We start from the raw sequence: 16,281 nt of genomic DNA, 5'->3' as shown, positions 1-16,281 counted from the left end.
GAAGGGGCCGGGAGCGTGAAAAGGGGCGCCACCGATACGGTCGCGCCCCTTTTCATGGTGGTATTTGCTAGTTAGGGCGACGCGTTCCCCGCTGCTGGCCGTTGCGCACCGGTGGGCGGCGACGGCTCTGCACGCGTTCCGAGGCCGCCGAGGGGGCGATCTCGTCGTCGTCCGACGCCAGGTCCGGCGACTTGAAGATCACCGAGAACGGGCTCGGAGGAATGATCTTCTCGGGCTGGGGCCGGGGTGCGGGGGCCTTCGCCACGGGCTCGTCGTCCCAGCGCTCCGCCACGGTGTCGTCCTCTCCGAGGCCGGTGAACTCCGCCACCCGCTCCTCGGCCCACGACGGGGCCGGAGCGGTCTCCGGGGTCACCGAGGGCGCGGCGACGTCCGCCACCTGCTCGCGCCTGCCACGGCGCTGGCGGCGAACCGGCTCCTCCGCCAGGGGCTCCGGGTGAACCGGGGCCTCTGGCGTGCCGACGAGGCTCACATCGGGATTCAGCCCGGCCCTGCGAGCCCGTCCCCTGCGGGGCGCGGTCTCGGCGAGCTGCTCGTCACGGATGTCCCTGCGGGCTGCCACGTCCGTCTCCACCTCGGCGATCTCGACGACAGGGGGCTGGACCTCCTGGACCTCCTCGGCCGCGACCGGCACGGGGGTCTCCTCGCTGGTACGGCCCCCGCGGGTGCGGCGACGTTCGCGGGACGCGCGCGCGGGGCGCTCGCGACGCTCCTCGCGATCGTCATCGCGTCCCCTGCGGGAGTCGTCCTCGCGTCCCCTGCGGGGAGAGCGGGAGCGGATGCGGCCCGTCTCGCCGAGATCCTCGACCTCCTCGGCGGCCAGGCCCGCCCGGGAGCGGTTGGCGCGCGGCAGCACGCCCTTGGTCCCCTCGGGGATGCCCAGGTCGCTGAAGACGTGCGGGGAGGTCGAGTAGGTCTCGACCGGCTCGGGGAAGGAGAGCGAGAGCGCGTTGTTGATGACCTTCCAGCGCGTGAGGTCCTCCCACTCGACGAAGGTCACCGCGACGCCCGTCTTGCCGGCCCGGCCGGTGCGGCCGATCCGGTGGACGTACGCCTTCTCGTCCTGCGGGCAGTCGTAGTTGACGACGTGGGTGACGTCGTCGACGTCGATGCCGCGCGCCGCGACGTCGGTCGCGACCAGCACGTCGATCTTGCCGTTGCGGAAGGCCCGCAGGGCCTGCTCACGCTGGCCCTGACCGAGGTCGCCGTGGACGGCCGCGGCGGCGAAGCCGCGCTCCTTGAGCTGCTCGACGACCATGTCGCAGGCGCGCTTGGTCTCACAGAAGATCATTGTGAGCCCTCGGCCCTCGCACTGCAGGAGGCGGCCGACGATCTCGATCTTGTCCATCCGATGCGTGCGCCAGACGAACTGCGTCGTCTGCGGGGTCGCCTCGGCCTCGACGTCGTTGTTCTCCGCCCGCACGTGGGTGGGGCGGGTGAGGTAACGCCTGGACAGGGCGACGATCTCGCCCGGCAGGGTCGCGGAGAACAGCATCGTCTGCCGCTCCGCAGGGATGAGCTTGATGATGCGCTCGATGTCGGGCAGGAAGCCCAGGTCGAGCATCCGGTCGGCCTCGTCCAGGACGAGCATCCCGATCTGGCTGAGGTCCAGGTGCTTCTGCTTGACCAGGTCGAGCAGGCGGCCCGGGGTGCCGACGATGACGTCGACGCCCTGCTTGAGAGCCTCGATCTGGGGTTCGTAGGCGCGCCCGCCGTACACGGTGAGGATCCGCGAGCCGAGCTTGCCGGCCGCCGTCACCAGGTCCTCGGTGACCTGGACGGCGAGCTCACGGGTCGGTACGACGACCAGCCCGCGGGGCTTCTTGCGGTTCTTCCTCGGCTTGCCGACACGTTGCAGCATCGCCACGCCGAAGGCGTAGGTCTTGCCGGTGCCGGTGCGCGCCTGGCCGATGATGTCCTGGCCGTTGAGGGCCAGGGGGAGTGCCATTTCCTGGATCGGGAACGGCGCGATGATGCCCTCGGTCTCAAGGGCATCGGCGATCTCTGGGGTGACTCCGAGGTCTCGGAACGTCGTCAGCTTGGCCTGCCTAAATCTCCGTTGAAGGCAGGCCTGCCGGGACCACGGGCAGAAAACGTGTTCCCCGTGCCGGGTCCTCGCGGAAGGTCCAGCCCTCTCATGTCATCAGCGACCGCTGCGGCGTCATGCCGACATTTGGGGGCGTCCGGGCGTGGATATCCCGGATTAACACGGTGCGGTCGCACTTTCACAGAGCAGTGTACTCGATACCACAACGGAGAACCGATTTCTTCTTATTCCCGGTGAATCGCGAGGTCGCTCAGCTCGTAGGCTGCGTCCATGAGCGATTCCCCTCCCGGCGTCTCCGACCTGCTGGGCGTCCTCGCGTACGCCGAGCTGACCGCGTTCCTCAGGCTCGCCGAGGACGCCACCAGGTACGCCCCCTCGCTGACCGATCGGGCGGCCCTCGGCGGCCTCGCGGCGGCCGAGTACGCGCACTTCGAGTTGCTCCGCGACCGGCTCGCCTCCCTCGGGACGGATCCCGAGGAGGCGATGGCGCCGTTCGCCGGGCCGCTGGACGACTGGCACGCCCAGACCTTCCCGGGAGACTGGCTGGAGGCTCTGGTCAAGGCGTACGTCGGTACGGGGATCGCACTCGACTTCTACCGAGAGGCGGCCATCGGCGTGGACGACGAGACGCGGGAGCTCGTCGACGAGGTCCTCGCGGACGAGGGGCGGTCGCAGTTCGCCGTCGAGCGGGTCCGCGCGGCGCTCGAGGAGGACCCCAGGCAGGCCGGGCGGCTGGCGCTGTGGGCCAGGCGCCTGGTGGGGGAGGCGCTGAGCCAGGGACAGCACGTGGCCGCGGCTAGGCCGGAGCTCGCGGCCCTGCTGGTGGAGGCGGCCGGGGAGGACATCAGCCGGATGTTCGCCCGGCTGACCGAGAAGCACGGCCACCGGATGGCCGCCCTGGGACTGACCCCGGGCCCCTAGCGCGGCTGAGCGTTCGCGCGGCGGCCGGGTGTCCTCGGCCGGGCTGTCGCGGTCGGCTGGACGCCCGGCCTGACAGGCGGTCACCGAGCCTGACTCAGGGTTTCCGCGCGGCCCCGGAGCCTGTTCGCCCGGGGCGGAGACGGCAAGCCGGTCCGCGGATCACGACGCGTGAGGCGCCAAACGGCTGTAGCGTGCGAGACATGAGGGCCTCGCGCCGCTATGGCAGTTCCTTGACGAGATGTGGGCCGAACCGCTGGACTTCGCGTCCCGTGCTGCGCAGGGGAGGCGGGGGCTGCCCGGCGGTGAGCCGGGGGCGGGAGCATCTCCGCCGCGTCAGACGCCCGCGCTGCTGCGGGCTCGGCGAGCGGGACGAGTGCTCCGGCACCTGAGGGCGAGCGTTCCCAGGGTCGTTCCCGGGGTGGGGTGTCACCGCCGGGTGGGCCCGAGCCCGGCGTTCCTCCCGCCGGTTTCGGCGGCACGCTCGCACCGGGTCCACAGGCCGCGCCATGCCGGCGAAGGACGACGACCCGGCGCGAGCCTGGAATCCGTCAGAGCGTGCCGCCGAAGCCGACGGGACGCGCCTCCTCCTCGCCGATCTCGATGAAGCCGAGTGAGGCGACCGGGACGATGATCTTCCGGCCGGTGACGTCGGTGATGGTGAAGACACCGCTGCTGGACGCGAGGGCCGCGCTGACCTCGCTCTCGATCTGCTCGGCCGTGAGGTCGGTCTCCACTACGAGTTCACGGTGTACGGAACGTACGCCGATCTTGATTTCCATCGTGCTCCCTTTCGATCTTTCGATGAGGGCTGCCCGTCCCATGGTCGCCCCATCGAAGCCCCGCCGCGCCGGTTGATCGCGGCAAGCGAACAGCCGGTCCGGAGCCCGGGGGCGCCCGAGGGGTCGCCGGTGGCCGGCGACGGTGCGGGGAGACCGGGCCGATGGGCGGAGCGCCGGTGACGCCCGGAGGTTCTCAGTGGTCGTCGACAGCGCGGGGGAAAGCGGATTCGGTTTTTCTCAGTGGTCGGCGACGGTGCGGGGGAAGCCGGAGATGCCGCGCCACGACAGGCGGGCGATGAGCTGGGTGGCCGCGTCCTTGGGGATGGAGCCGTTGCTGCTGATCCAGTAACGGGCGCTCACCTCGGCCATGCCGACGAGCCCGACGCCGAGCAGGCGCGCCTCGTCGCTGGAGCAGCCGGTGTCCTCCTGAATGACCTGGCTGATCATCTCGGCGCTCTCGCGGAGATTGCGCTCCATGCGCTGGCGGACCGGGGCGACGTTGCGCAGGTCCGACTCGAACACCAGCCGGAACGCCTCGCCCTGGCTGGAGACGAAGTCGAAGAAGGCGCCGATCGCGGCCTGGACGCGCTGCTTGTTGTCCGTGGTGGAGGCGAGGGCGTCGCGACAGCGGGCGATCATGTCGTCCACGTGCAGGTCAAGCAGGGCCAGGTAGAGTTCTTGCTTGCCCGGGAAGTGCTGGTAGAGGACCGGCTTGCTGACCCCTGCCCGCTCGGCGATCTCGTCCATCGCGGCCGCGTGGTAGCCGTTCTCCACGAACACCTCCTGCGCCGCGCTGAGCAGCTGGCGGCGGCGGGCTGTCCGGGGCAGCCGGGTGCCCCGGGGCTTGGCGTCCGGGGTAGCGGTCACGTGGTCTCCTCGTGTCAAGCTCCTGGCGTCTGGAGCCATCCTACGCGTGGGTAACCCGGGTCAGCGATAATCGTCCTCGTCGAGCTCGACGGTGCGTCGCTGCTCGGCGGCGTCGGCGGGGTCGGCCTCCAGGGGGATGGAGTCGGGCCACTCCGGTTCTTCCTCGCGCACCGTGCGTCGCTGCTCGGCTGCGTCGGCGGGGTCCACGTCCATCGGGAGGTCGGCGGGCGTCTCGGAGCCGTTCTCGCGCAGCCGCCGGTGTTGCTCGGCGGCGTCGGCCTCGGGCGTCTCGATGGAGAGGTCCTCGGGAAGGTCGTCGACCGTTTCCCCGTGCGATCTTTCGTCGCGCACGTTCATGTCTGACATCCCCTGTCGTCATCTGTCGTCATCCGGGCTTCGGCGTGTTCCCTCTCCTGACCCGGTTCCCGCAAACGTCGGACATCGCTCAGCGTACGACCTCCGATGGCGCGCGCCGAGAAAGACGCGGCATCGGATTGCCCATGGCGCCGCCCGCCGTGTCGCCGGTGTTTCGCGGCTGTCGGCGACGTTCGCGAACATGCGTTCGATACGTGGAGTGAGGCGGCGGGCCGGGGAGCCGTGTCGCTTGGGATGTGAGGGAGGACGGTGGCCCGAGGGGAACAGGGGAAGAGCGCGGAGGCGGGGAGGACATGTGCCGGGCATCGGATATCACAGGGCGGGGAGGACCTGTGCCGGGCGTCGGATATCACAGAGCGGGGGCCCACGGTCGGAAAACCGTGGAGCCCCCGCCTGCGATTCGTGAGAAATGAGAATTCGCACTCTATTGAGAGTCGGAATCCCGAGGATGTCATCCCCGGCTTTCCGTTTTCACCGTTCGGGCCGGCGTCTCTCCGTGGAGGAACGCGATCCTGGTGAATACGTGATCCCTACTTCTCCGTAACGGTTCCCGAGCCGCTGTGAAACGCGGTTCGAGCCGTTGTTCGGTCTCGTGTTCCGATCCTGTGTCAAGCGGTGGATCAGGACGCGTTGGCAGCGGCCGGAGCAGCGGCCGGAGCCGCGACCGGAGGCAGGATGGTGTCCGTAAGAGGCACGAGACGGTCGGAACGGGTCCTGTTGTGCAGACGGTTCCGGTTGTTGCTGTCCTGGTTGAGCCTGAACCTGAAGCGGTGGTGGTCACGGCGGAAGTGACGGTCACGGCCGCCGCAGCCGCAGCCGCCGCCACCCCAGGTCGTGAAGGTGCCGGCGGTGACGGCGGTGGTCATCGCGCCGGCGCTGGTGACGGTGGTCGCTGCGCCCAGGCCGACGACTCCGCCGGCCAGTGCCGTGCTGATCGCGAGCCCTGCGAGGACACTCTTGAACTCGGGCATTGCGTTTCCCCCTTGAAAGGATCGATTTACCAATTTTTGACAATTGCCGTATGAGTACGGCAATCATCAGAGATGGTTAGAGATGGCCGGTGATGAGCCATCCCTGGTTGTCATAGTTTCCTCGCATGTCTGCTGACAAACGGAGATCGAAGGCTTTTACCCTACTCTTAGCTATCTATCGTCGATGTTGGATGCTTATTGGTCGCTTTAAAGCGAAATGTATTTAATGTCGGATTTGTTCTCTGAAAAGCGAAGAGGGTGCCGGATTCGCCAGGAGGCGGGCCGGTGTGGCTCGCGTGCCGGTGGGGTCGCCGTACGGCCCCGGCGCCGGGCGCCTCGATCGCGTGCCCCCGGGAGGGGCGTCGGTCCTTCCCGGGGGTGATCCGCCGCCGTGCTCCGGATCGGGGGCGGTGGGGCGAAGGGGCGTACGGGAAATGGGTACAAAGGACGAAGGCCCCGCGGTGTGGAAACCGCGGGGCCTCGCTGTGACCTCGTGAAATGAAAATCGCACTGTAGTGAGAGTCAGAAGCCCGTGGATCTCTCCTCGGGTTCCCGTTGTCGTCCGGCCGGTTCCTCTGGGTGAGAAGCACGGCCGCGGCGAGTGCGCGGGTCCTGTCTCTCCGTTACGGTCGCGAAGCCGCGGGAAAACGCGGATCCGGCCGTGATCGATCTCGTCTTCCGACTATGCCGCGCCCCGATCGGGGTGTGCGGCCCTGGTCCGACGACTAACCGAGGACGCCACCGCCGATGAGCGGCACGACGCGGTCGGTGCGGCTGTCGTTGAACAGCTCGTTGTCGTTGTTGTTGCGGTTGTTGATGATCAGCCTGAAGCGCTTGCGCTCGTGGTGACGGAAGCAGTGGCCGCCGCCGCGGCAGCAGCAGCAGCGACGCCCGTAGCCGCCACCGCCACAGGTCGGGAAGGCAGCGGCGGTGACCGTGGTGGTCATCGCGCTGGCGGTCGTGGCGGTGGTCACCGCGCCCATGGTGACGACCCCGCCGGCCAGCGCCGTGCTGATCGCGAGCCCTGCCATGACATTCTTGAACGTGGGCATTGCGTTTCCCCCTTGGAAGAACTAATTATCCCTGTTTTCGACATTTCCCATATAAAACGGAAATTGCCGAGGATGGCCGGTGATGAGCCATCCCTGGTTGTCATAGTTTCCTCACATGTCTGCTGACAAACGGAGATCGAAGGCTTTTGCACTCCTCTTAGCTATTTATCGTCGATGTTGGATGCTTATTGGTCGCTTTGAAGTGAAATGTATTTAATGTCCGATTTGTTCTTTGGGGATGGCGAGGAGAGGCGCGGGGCGCCGCCGGGGGAGAGCCGGTGCCGCCCTCGCGGCCGGGGCCGAGGCGACGGAAGGAGGGGGCGGTCCGGGGGGAGATGGCGGGACGGCGCCGGGAAAGGCGGGGGGCGAGAGGCCGGGGAGGACGCGCGAAGGCCCCGCGGTCCGGAAACCGCGGGGCCTCGCTGTCACTTCGTGAGATGAGAACTCGCACTGTGGTGAGAGTCAGGGTCTTGGGAATCTCTTCTCAAGTTTCCGCTTTCGCTGTTTGGCCGATTCCTCTGGGTGAGAGGTGCGACCGCGGTGAAAGCGGGGTCCTGTCTCTCCGTCACGGTCTCGAAACCGCGGGAAATCGCGGATCCGGCCGTGAGTGGTCCGGTCCTCTGACGGTGCCGCGCCCCCTGGAGGTACGCGACTCCGGACCGGCGGCTACTCGTCGTCGTCGTCGCCGAAGGCCAGAGGCCGGAGAAGACCGCTGCGGTTTTCGTTACGCAGCACGTTGTGGTTGTTGTTGTGGTTGTTGATGATCACCCTGAAGCGGTGGTGGCTGCGGTGGTGGTGGCGGTGGCCCCGGCAGCCGCAACCGCAGCCGCAGCCGCGACGCCAGCCGCAGCCGCCGCCGCCACAGGTCGGGAAGGCGGCGGCGGTGACCGTGGTGGTCATCGCGCCGGCACTCGTTGCGGTGGTCGCCGCGCCCAGGCCGACGACTCCGCCGGTCAGCGCCGTGCTGATCGCGAGACCTGCCAGAACACCCTTGAACTTGGGCATGCGTTTCCCCCTTGAAATAATCGGTTATCCCGATTTCCGACATTTTCCGTATGAATTCGGAATTGCCAGAGATGGCTGGTGATGGGCCATCCCTGCTTGTCATGATTTCCGCCCATGTCTGATGAGAAACGAGAATCAAAGGGTTTTGCGCTCTTCTTATCTATTTATGACATGCCTTGGACTCTTATTGGTTACTTTGAAGTGAAATGTCTTTAATGTCGTATTTGTTCTGCGGGGGTGGAGCGCAGGGCGCGGGCTTCACCTGTCGTGGCGGCCCCCGGCGGGCGCGGACGGGGTGGATCGCCGTCGAATTAATGCTGATAAATCCTGCAATAAAGTACATCTGGCGAAAATGACCTTATGTGCTTTATGCGGTGTCTGGAGGCTGTCGCCTGGCATGTCACGGGCCGAACTATCGTGGAAGGGCAGTGGAACGACAGGAGGCGAGAGGTGAACAACCCCATCCCCATCTGGCCGGGGGAGACGATCGACCTCGGCGACCAGCGGATCCACGTGCGATCCACCCCGCGAGGCCCCGCCGAGACCGCCGTCTACGTGCACGGCCTCGCGGGCTCCGCGACCAACTGGACCGATCTGATGGGCGAGCTGTCCGGGGTGGTGACGGGGTACGCCCTCGACCTGCCCGGCGCCGGATACTCCCCGGAGCCGCCCGGCGGCGACTACTCCGTCGACGCCCACGCCCGGACCGTCACCGCCCTGATCGAGCGGGTCTCCGACACCCCCGTACACCTGTTCGGCAACTCCCTGGGCGGCGCCGTCTCGGTGCGGGTCGCCGCCACCCGCCCCGACCTGGTCCGCTCGCTGACCCTGATCTCACCGGCCCTGCCCGACCTCCTGCCCCGGTACGGCCCGGCGCGGGTGGCGCTGTCCACCGTGCCGCGGATCGGCGAGTGGGCCGCGGGCCGGCTCACCCTCCTGCCCGCCGAGCGCAGGCTCGGCGCCACGCTCGCCATGTGCTACGCCGACATCGGGCGGATCCACCCCGACCGGCTCAAGGAGGCGGCCGAGGAGCTGCGCCGCAGGGACGGCCTCCCGTACGCGATCGACGCGCTGATCAACTCGGCCCGCGGCATCGTCGCCGAGTACTTCAGGCGCGGAGAGACGAACCTGTGGCGGCAGGCGGCCCAGGTGAGCGCGCCCACGCTGGTCATCCACGGCCGCCACGACCGGCTCGTCAACCCCCGGATGGCAGCCCGCGCCGTCCGGACGTTCCCGCGCGTGAGGCTGGTGCTGCTGCCCGACGCCGGGCACGTGGCCCAGATGGAGTTCCCCGGGCGGGTGGCCCGCGAGGCCGGGCTCCTGATCGCCGAGACGGTCCTCGCGCCGGTTGGGGAATGACGGGGGCCCCGGGTTAGGTTGTGAGTGGAGCGTGCTGCGCCAGCCGCATCAAGGACCCCTGAAACGGGAGCAGAACTGTGTCGTTGCCACCGCTGGTAGAGCCGGCAGCCGAGCTGACCGTCGACGAGGTGCGCCGTTACTCGCGCCACCTGATCATCCCGGACGTCGGCATGGCCGGGCAGAAGCGCCTGAAGAACGCCAAGGTGCTCTGTGTGGGCGCCGGAGGCCTCGGCTCCCCCGCGCTGCTCTATCTCGCGGCCGCGGGAGTGGGCACCCTCGGCGTCATCGACTTCGACGTGGTCGACGAGTCCAACCTGCAGCGGCAGGTCATCCACGGTCAGTCCGACGTCGGCCGCCCCAAGGCGGAGAGCGCCGCCGCCAGCGTCGGGGAGATCAACCCCCTGGTCAACGTGGTCGTCCACAACGAGGCGCTCACCACGGACAACGTGATGGAGATCTTCGCCGCCTACGACCTGATCGTGGACGGCACCGACAACTTCGCCACCCGCTACATGGTCAACGACGCGGCCGTCCTCCTCGGCAAGCCGTACGTCTGGGGTTCGATCTACCGTTTCGACGGCCAGGCCAGTGTCTTCTGGGCCGAGCACGGCCCCTGCTACCGCTGCCTCTACCCCGAGCCCCCGCCGCCCGGCATGGTCCCCTCCTGCGCCGAGGGCGGCGTGCTCGGCGTGCTGTGCGCGTCGATCGGCTCCATCCAGGTCAACGAGGCCATCAAGCTCCTCACGGGCATCGGCGAGCCGCTGGTCGGCCGTCTGATGATCTACGACGCCCTGGAGATGAACTACCGCTCGGTCAAGGTCCGCAAGGACCCCGAGTGCGTGCTCTGCGGCAAGAACCCGACGGTCACCCAGCTGCTCGACGACTACGAGGCGTTCTGCGGCGCGGTCTCCGAGGAGGCCCAGGAGGCCGCCTCCGGCTCCACGATCACCGCCGCCGAGCTCAAGTCCTGGCAGGACAGGGGCGAGAGCATCTACGTGATCGACGTCCGCGAGCCGAACGAGTACGAGATCGTCTCCATCCCCGGCGCCGTGCTCATCCCCAAGGGCGAGTTCCTCAACGGCTCCGCGCTGGAGCGGCTCCCGCAGGACAAGAAGATCGTCCTGCACTGCAAGTCCGGTGCCCGTTCCGCCGAGGTCCTGGCGGTCGTCAAGAACGCCGGCTTCTCCGACGCCGTCCACGTGGGCGGCGGCGTGCTCAGCTGGATCAAGACGGTCGACCCGAGCCTGCCCACCTACTGAAGCCCCCGCGCCCCGTGGAGTACGCGCTCCGCGGGGCAACTCGCCGCCCAGAAGGTCCCGCCGGGGTTCCGCCGAGGTCACCAAGTGCTCTCCACACTGACGGATCTGGACGGAACGGCGGATGACACTCGCCTCACCGCATTAAGGTCGGGGACGTGAATGAAGTCCCACGTCAGCGGCGGCGTTCATGGCCGACGTTGGTCGTGGCTTCGGCCCTGACACTGCTCTGCGCGATCGTGGCCGGGGTGGCGAGCAGTGCCGCGGCGACGGAACTCACCCGGGGGCCGACCCAGGCGGAGCTCGACAGGGCCGCCCTCGACGAGGTGGCCAGGCGCTGGCAGGCCTGGCCCGCCGGGCGCGTCTTCCCCCAGACCGTCTCCTACGCCCCGGAGCAGGGCGGCGAGGAGAAGGCCCGCCGGGTGGGCATCTCGCCGGAGACCCGCTGCGACGGCGCGGTCGACGCCTCGCTGCGCAAGGCGCTGCGGCGGGCGGGCTGCCTGGGCGTCCTGCGGGCCACCTACATCGACGCGCTCCAGGGAATCGTCGTCACCGTCGGCGTCGCGGCCTTCGCGGACGAGATCGGCGCCACCAGGGCGAGGGCGGCGCTGCCCAGGGGCGGCAGGCCCTCGCCGGGCCTGAGGGCGCTGGCCTTCCCCGGCACCGTCACCGACAGGTTCGTCTCCGCGGGGCGCCAGGCGGGCCTCGTCCGTCAGGCGGGCCCGTACGTGGTGATGGCCACGGTCGGCCAGACCGACGGCCGGCCCGCCAGGGCGGTCGGCGAGCAGCGGCCGACCCTGTTCGCGTTCACCGGGGACATCGCCGACCGCATCCTCGCCGACCTGTCCAGGCCCGCCCGCCCCGACTGCGTCTCCACGGAGTGGCGATGCTGACCACACCGAGGCGTCTCCCCGCGACCGGACCGTCCACGAGGCCGCCGGTGACCCGGAGGGCACCGAGAGCGCTGGGGACGCTGAGGAACGCGGTGACGCGGGTGGTGCCGGTGGTGCTCGCGGTCCTGGCGGTGCCCGCGGTGCTGGCCCCGGCCCCGGCCGCGCGGGCCGACGACGTCAGGGACAGCCAGCGGGAGGTGCTGCGGACCCTCGACCTGCCCGCCGCCTGGCGGATCTCCGAGGGCAGGGGCGTGACCGTGGCCGTGCTCGACTCCGGGGTGGACCGCGACCACCGCGACCTGACCGGCTCGGTGATCGAGGGCAAGGACTTCACGGCCGGGGCCAACCCGCCGGGGGTGAGCCCCCTGAGGCTGCACGGCACGTACATGGCGTCGCTGATCGCCGGGCACGGGCACGGCCCCGGCGGCGCCGACGGGGTGATCGGCGTCGCGCCCCGCGCGAAGGTGCTGTCGGTGCGGGTCATCCTGGAGGACGAGGAGCCCGGCTTCCGGGAGTTCAACACCGCCGAGCGCTACGAGAACGTGGTGGCCAGGGGCATCAGGCACGCGGTGGACCACGGTGCCGACGTGATCAACATGTCGATCTCCAAGGAGCTGGCGACCCGGGAGGAGCGGTCGGCGATCCGCTACGCGATCTCCAAGGGGGTCGTGCTCGTCGCGGCGGCGGGCAACGAGGGCGCCGAGGAGCCCGACTCCAGCGGTTACGCCCCCTACTCCTACCCGGCGGCCTTCCCCGGGGTGGTCTCGGTCGCCGCGACGGACCGGGGGCTGCGCCGGGCCTCGTTCTCCAACCGGAACCCCTCGGTCCTGGTGGCCGCGCCGGGGGTGGACATCCTCGGCGCCGGTCCGGGTGACGAGTACTGGGTCGGCCGGGGCACCTCGCAGGCGACCGCCCTGGTGTCGGGCGTCGCCGCGCTCATCAAGGCCAGGTATCCGAGGATGTCGCCCGTGCTGGTCGTGCAGGCGATCACCGCGGGAGCCACCCGGCGGCCCACCGGCGGCTACGACACCGGTACGGGCTTCGGTGTCGTCAACGCCACCCGGGCACTCGCCGCCGCCGCCAGGATCTCCCGGCACACCCTCACCGCCGAGGGGGCCCGGGGTGCCGGTGGGCACGACCCCGCCCGCCCGCTGGGCCTGGCGGTCGAGCCGGTGCGGGTGGTCCACCGCGACCGGGACCGGATCACCCTGTACGGCGGGGTGGCCGTGGCCGCCGGGTTCGGCGCGGTCGTCTCCCTGACCGCGCTCGCCGTGTTCGTCGGCCGTACGCGCTCGTCGGAGATCTTCGACGAACCCGTGCCGGACCCGCTCAGGGCCCCCTGGCCCTGAGCGCCCGGCCCTGCCCCTGGCCCTGGTAGGGCCCTCGGCTCGGGACGCCGGAACCAGGTCCCGGCACGGATTTCGGCCCGTTCCCCGGCCGGAGCCGGGCTCCGGTTCCGGCCGGGGCACCGGCTGCGGCCACGGGGAGTGCCGCGAAAATACCCGCCGCCGATAGGGCGGAGAGGTCCTTCGACGTAGCATCGGAGTATGTCGCAGCAAGGGCGGTCCCAGGAGCCGGAGCGGCCTCTGGGAGCCCCCGCCCCCCGCGCTCGCGGCGGCTGGCCGCCGTCCGGCTCCCGGGTGGGCGGCATCGGCGGTGCCGGAGGCGGCCGGGTCCGCCGGGCGCCCGTGCCGGGCTCTCCCGCCAGGCGGGCCCGCGTGCGGTCCTGGCCTGCGGCGGGCCGCGATCGTACGGCGGTCAGACGCGCCGAGCTGGCGACCCTGGAACAGGGCATCCGTTTCCGTACGATCTTCCTGATCCTGATGGGCACGATCCTCGCCATCGCCGCCACGAACGTGCTGACCGGCACGGTCGGGCTGGTGCGCGAGACGAGCTCGCGCCCGCTGACCGCCGCCGAGCAGGCCCGCTACATCCAGGACGACATCGCCAGGCGCTGGTACACCTGGACCGCCGACCTGGTCTTCCCCGTCGAGTTGCAGTACATCGGCCTGGGCAGGGTCCAGCAGTACGCCCGCAGGGTCGGTCTCGCCCCCGAGGTCGCCTGCGCGGCGGGGACGGACGCGCCGGTGGGGTCGGTGCTCTCCGCGCACGGCTGCCGCACCCTGCTGCGGGCCACCTACGTCGACCAGACGTCCTCGTTCGCCTTCACCGTGGGCATCGCCGTGCTCGGCGACGAGGAGCGGAGGGTCGCCGCCTCCGGCCAGCTGGCCGTGGACGATCGGGTGGGGGTGCGTCCGGTGGCCTTCCCCGGCACGGCGACCGAGCTGTTCGGGGCCGCGCAACGCCAGCGCAACGCCTGGGTGGGCGTCGGCCCCTACATCGTCTTCTCCACCGCCGGTTACACCGACGGCCGCACCCGCCAGGCGGTCGCCCCCGAGGAGATCCTGCACAGCGAGCTGTGGCCCGCGGCCCAGGCGGTCGCGGGGCGCATCGCCCGCGCCCTCGGCGACGAGCCCAGCGCCGTGCCCCAGTGCACCCAGGGGAACGTGTGCTGAGGTCGCTGAGGTCGCGGAGGTTCTGGGCGGCGGGAGTGCTGGCCGCGCTCTCGGTGGCGGGTCCGGTGCCGGTCGCGGCCCCGGCGACGGCCGCCCCGGTGCTCGCCGGGCCCGCGTCGACGGTGCCGCCCGCGTCGGCGCCGTCGGAGTCGGTCTCGTCGGAGTCGGCCCTGCCCGAGCCGACGTCACCCGTGTCGGCGCCGCCCGGGGGCGCCGCGGACGTCCGCGAGGACCAGCGCTGGGTGCTGGAGATGCTCAACGCCGAGGGGGCGTGGAAGGTCACCAAGGGGTCGGGCGTCATCGTGGCCCTGGTCGACAGCGGGGTGGACGACCAGGTCGCCGAGTTGCAGGGGCGGGTGATCTCCGGGCCCGACATGGGGTCGGTCCGGTTCGACAGGGACACGCCGGACGCCGGGCGGCACGGCACCGCGATGGCCTCGCTCATCGCCGGGGCGGGCAAGGGGGAGGAGGGCCTTCTCGGCGTCGCGCCCGAGGCCAGGATCCTCTCGCTGCCGCTGATCGTCGAGGAGCGGCCCGAGGACGGGTCCGCCCTGCCGGACGAGGATCTGCGCTCGGGCAACGACAGCCCCCTGGCCCGCGCGATCCGCTACGCCGCCGACCACGGGGCCAAGGTCGTCAGCATGTCGCTGGGCGCCTACGGGCCGCACAGGAGCGAGCGGGAGGCGGTCGCCTACGCGCTGTCCAGGGGCGTGGTGCTCGTCGCCGCCGTGGGCAACGACGGGGACTCCCAGTACGCCATGGACAACGCCACCTCGTTCTGGAACTTCCCCGCCGGATACTCCGGGGTGATCGGTGTGGGCGCGGTGGACGATCTGGGCAGGGCGGCGACGTTCAGCAGCGACAACCTGTCGGTCCTGGTCGCGGCGCCGGGTGTCGGCGTGCCGGTGGTCGTTCCGGGGGGAGAGTACGGGTCCTCGGAGGGGACGAGTTCGGCGACCGCGCTGGTGGCCGGAGTCGCCGCCCTTATAAAAGCAAAATATCCGGATATATCGCCTCAAATGGTGTCGCAGGCCTTGACCTCCACGGCCACGGCGCGTCCCGCCGCCGGTTACGACGACCACGTCGGGTTCGGCGTCGTCGACGCCGAGGCCGCCCTGGCCAAGGCGGGCCGGCTCGTCGCGGGGGCCACGGAGGTCCCGGTCCCCGACGGCAAGCACTTCGGCGACGGCACCCTGCCCACCGAGCCCAGCAGGCCGGGCCCCGAGCCCGCGCGCCTCTGGCTGTACGGAGCGGGCCTCGCGGGCGGCCTGCTGGCGTTCGCGGCGGCCGTGGCGATGCTCAATCGGCATTCCGGCCGGGGAGGGCCGATGATGGCCTCCCCCGAGCCGATCCGGCATGGGAAGTCGCGGAGATAACCGCAATTCGACTGCGATTCGAATGCGTTTTGGACACCGTTCGGATGCGGTATCCCCGATGCCGGGATTCACGCCCCGGAAAGCCGGGAAGGTTCGCTAGTCTCGCGCGTTATGGGGTACGAGTTGCGCGTGGAGCGCCCTGCGCCTCTCGCCTTCGCGGAACTCGCGACTGTGCTGGGGCAGGCGGGGTTCGAGTTCAGGGGCTCGCAGGAGTCGGGGGAGATTCTCGCCCGTCACAATGGCGCGGTCCATGCCATAGCGGTATGGAACGGCAGGCTTTCCGGTGCCCCCGGATCCGACTGGCAGGTGGCCCAGCTGGCGCGGGTGTCCGCCCTCCTCGGGGCGCGGCTGGTCGGCGAGGACGGCGAGTCCTACGCCATCCGTGGCGGCCTGGTCGAGCAGCTGAACGGCTCGGCGGCCTACGAGTTCGGCAAACTCGACGAGATCCTCTCCGCCGGACCGACCGTATGGAGTCAGTAGGCCATCCCACCCCGTACGCCGAGCGGGTGCTCGACCTGGTCGAGCGCATCCCGCCGGGAAAGGTGATGTCCTACGGCGACATCGCCGAGTATCTCGGCGAGGGGGGCCCGCGCCAGGTCGGCAGGGTGATGTCCACCTGGGGCGGGGGCGTGCCCTGGTGGCGCGTCGTGCACGCCGACGGCACCCCGCCGCCCGGCCACGAGCAGCGGTGCCTGGCGAGCTGGCGCGAGGAGCGGACCCCGCTGCGGGGCGCCCGCGCCGACATGCGGGCGGCCAGATGGGACGGGAATCCGTAGCCGGTACGACGGTACGGAGCGGGAAACCCGCTAGATCACAAATGCCTGTAAATCCCGCAAGCCCGTAAAT

The 16,281-nt window shown here is 70.2% G+C and carries 16 protein-coding genes; 9 read left to right on the top strand and 7 right to left on the bottom strand.

Features of this window, described 5'->3' with window-relative positions:
- Nucleotides 1-67: 67 nt before the first annotated feature.
- Nucleotides 68-1,966, bottom strand: coding sequence for a DEAD/DEAH box helicase (locus tag ABD817_RS28375; RefSeq protein WP_344921250.1), 1,899 nt, complete (start codon nt 1,964-1,966; stop codon nt 68-70).
- A gap of 369 nt (nt 1,967-2,335) precedes the next feature.
- Between ABD817_RS28375 and ABD817_RS28370 the strand changes: the two genes are divergently transcribed.
- Complete coding sequence (locus ABD817_RS28370; protein WP_344921249.1) at nt 2,336-2,986, top strand: ferritin-like fold-containing protein; 651 nt, start codon at nt 2,336-2,338, stop codon at nt 2,984-2,986.
- A 548-nt stretch (nt 2,987-3,534) separates the two neighbouring features.
- On the opposite strand, the gene ABD817_RS28365 is transcribed toward ABD817_RS28370, so the two are convergent.
- The 6 genes from ABD817_RS28365 to ABD817_RS28340 form a co-directional block, all read right to left on the bottom strand.
- The gene (locus ABD817_RS28365; protein WP_344921248.1) at nt 3,535-3,765 is read right to left on the bottom strand and encodes a DUF3107 domain-containing protein; all 231 of its coding nucleotides are present in this window, start codon (nt 3,763-3,765) and stop codon (nt 3,535-3,537) included.
- A gap of 237 nt (nt 3,766-4,002) precedes the next feature.
- A complete protein-coding gene (locus ABD817_RS28360; RefSeq protein ID WP_329085733.1) occupies nt 4,003-4,632 on the bottom strand; it encodes a TetR/AcrR family transcriptional regulator in 630 nt (209 codons plus the stop codon).
- Nucleotides 4,633-4,692: 60 nt separating this feature from the next.
- Entirely contained in the window at nt 4,693-4,989 is a 297-nt protein-coding gene (locus tag ABD817_RS28355; protein ID WP_344921247.1) for a hypothetical protein, read from the bottom strand.
- 638 nt (nt 4,990-5,627) lie between these two features.
- Entirely contained in the window at nt 5,628-5,978 is a 351-nt protein-coding gene (locus ABD817_RS28350) for a hypothetical protein (protein ID WP_344921246.1), read from the bottom strand.
- 725 nt (nt 5,979-6,703) lie between these two features.
- On the bottom strand, nt 6,704-7,030 hold the full coding sequence (locus tag ABD817_RS28345; protein ID WP_344921245.1) for a hypothetical protein: 327 nt from the start codon (nt 7,028-7,030) through the stop codon (nt 6,704-6,706).
- Nucleotides 7,031-7,696: 666 nt separating this feature from the next.
- Nucleotides 7,697-8,035, bottom strand: coding sequence for a hypothetical protein (locus ABD817_RS28340; RefSeq protein ID WP_344921244.1), 339 nt, complete (start codon nt 8,033-8,035; stop codon nt 7,697-7,699).
- 450 nt (nt 8,036-8,485) lie between these two features.
- Here ABD817_RS28340 and ABD817_RS28335 point away from each other — a divergent pair, with 450 nt between their 5' ends.
- From ABD817_RS28335 to ABD817_RS28300, 8 genes are all read left to right on the top strand, one after another.
- Complete coding sequence (locus tag ABD817_RS28335) at nt 8,486-9,394, top strand: alpha/beta fold hydrolase (protein WP_344921243.1); 909 nt, start codon at nt 8,486-8,488, stop codon at nt 9,392-9,394.
- A gap of 77 nt (nt 9,395-9,471) precedes the next feature.
- Nucleotides 9,472-10,653, top strand: coding sequence for an adenylyltransferase/sulfurtransferase MoeZ (moeZ, locus tag ABD817_RS28330; protein WP_344921242.1), 1,182 nt, complete (start codon nt 9,472-9,474; stop codon nt 10,651-10,653).
- A gap of 203 nt (nt 10,654-10,856) precedes the next feature.
- A complete protein-coding gene (locus ABD817_RS28325) occupies nt 10,857-11,543 on the top strand; it encodes a hypothetical protein (RefSeq protein ID WP_344921241.1) in 687 nt (228 codons plus the stop codon).
- On the top strand, nt 11,537-12,892 hold the full coding sequence (locus ABD817_RS28320) for a S8 family serine peptidase (protein ID WP_344921240.1): 1,356 nt from the start codon (nt 11,537-11,539) through the stop codon (nt 12,890-12,892). Before ABD817_RS28325 ends, ABD817_RS28320 begins: the two co-directional genes overlap by 7 nt.
- A gap of 198 nt (nt 12,893-13,090) precedes the next feature.
- Nucleotides 13,091-14,059 carry a hypothetical protein gene (locus ABD817_RS28315; protein ID WP_344921239.1) on the top strand — a complete coding sequence of 323 codons (969 nt, stop codon included), beginning with the start codon at nt 13,091-13,093 and terminating at the stop codon, nt 14,057-14,059.
- Nucleotides 14,053-15,435, top strand: a complete 1,383-nt coding sequence (locus tag ABD817_RS28310) for a S8 family peptidase (RefSeq protein WP_344921238.1) — start codon at nt 14,053-14,055, stop codon at nt 15,433-15,435. The genes ABD817_RS28315 and ABD817_RS28310 overlap by 7 nt, the downstream gene beginning before the upstream one ends.
- 129 nt (nt 15,436-15,564) lie before the next feature.
- On the top strand, nt 15,565-15,915 hold the full coding sequence (locus ABD817_RS28305) for a hypothetical protein (protein WP_344921237.1): 351 nt from the start codon (nt 15,565-15,567) through the stop codon (nt 15,913-15,915).
- Entirely contained in the window at nt 15,903-16,211 is a 309-nt protein-coding gene (locus tag ABD817_RS28300) for an MGMT family protein (RefSeq protein ID WP_344921236.1), read from the top strand. The genes ABD817_RS28305 and ABD817_RS28300 overlap by 13 nt, the downstream gene beginning before the upstream one ends.
- The last annotated feature ends 70 nt before the right edge of the window (nt 16,212-16,281 follow it).

The sequence above is a fragment of the Streptosporangium oxazolinicum genome (genome assembly GCF_039537505.1).
In the GTDB taxonomy this organism is placed as follows: Bacteria; Actinomycetota; Actinomycetes; order Streptosporangiales; family Streptosporangiaceae; genus Streptosporangium; species Streptosporangium oxazolinicum.
This window is presented reverse-complemented; position numbering and strand designations above follow the sequence as displayed.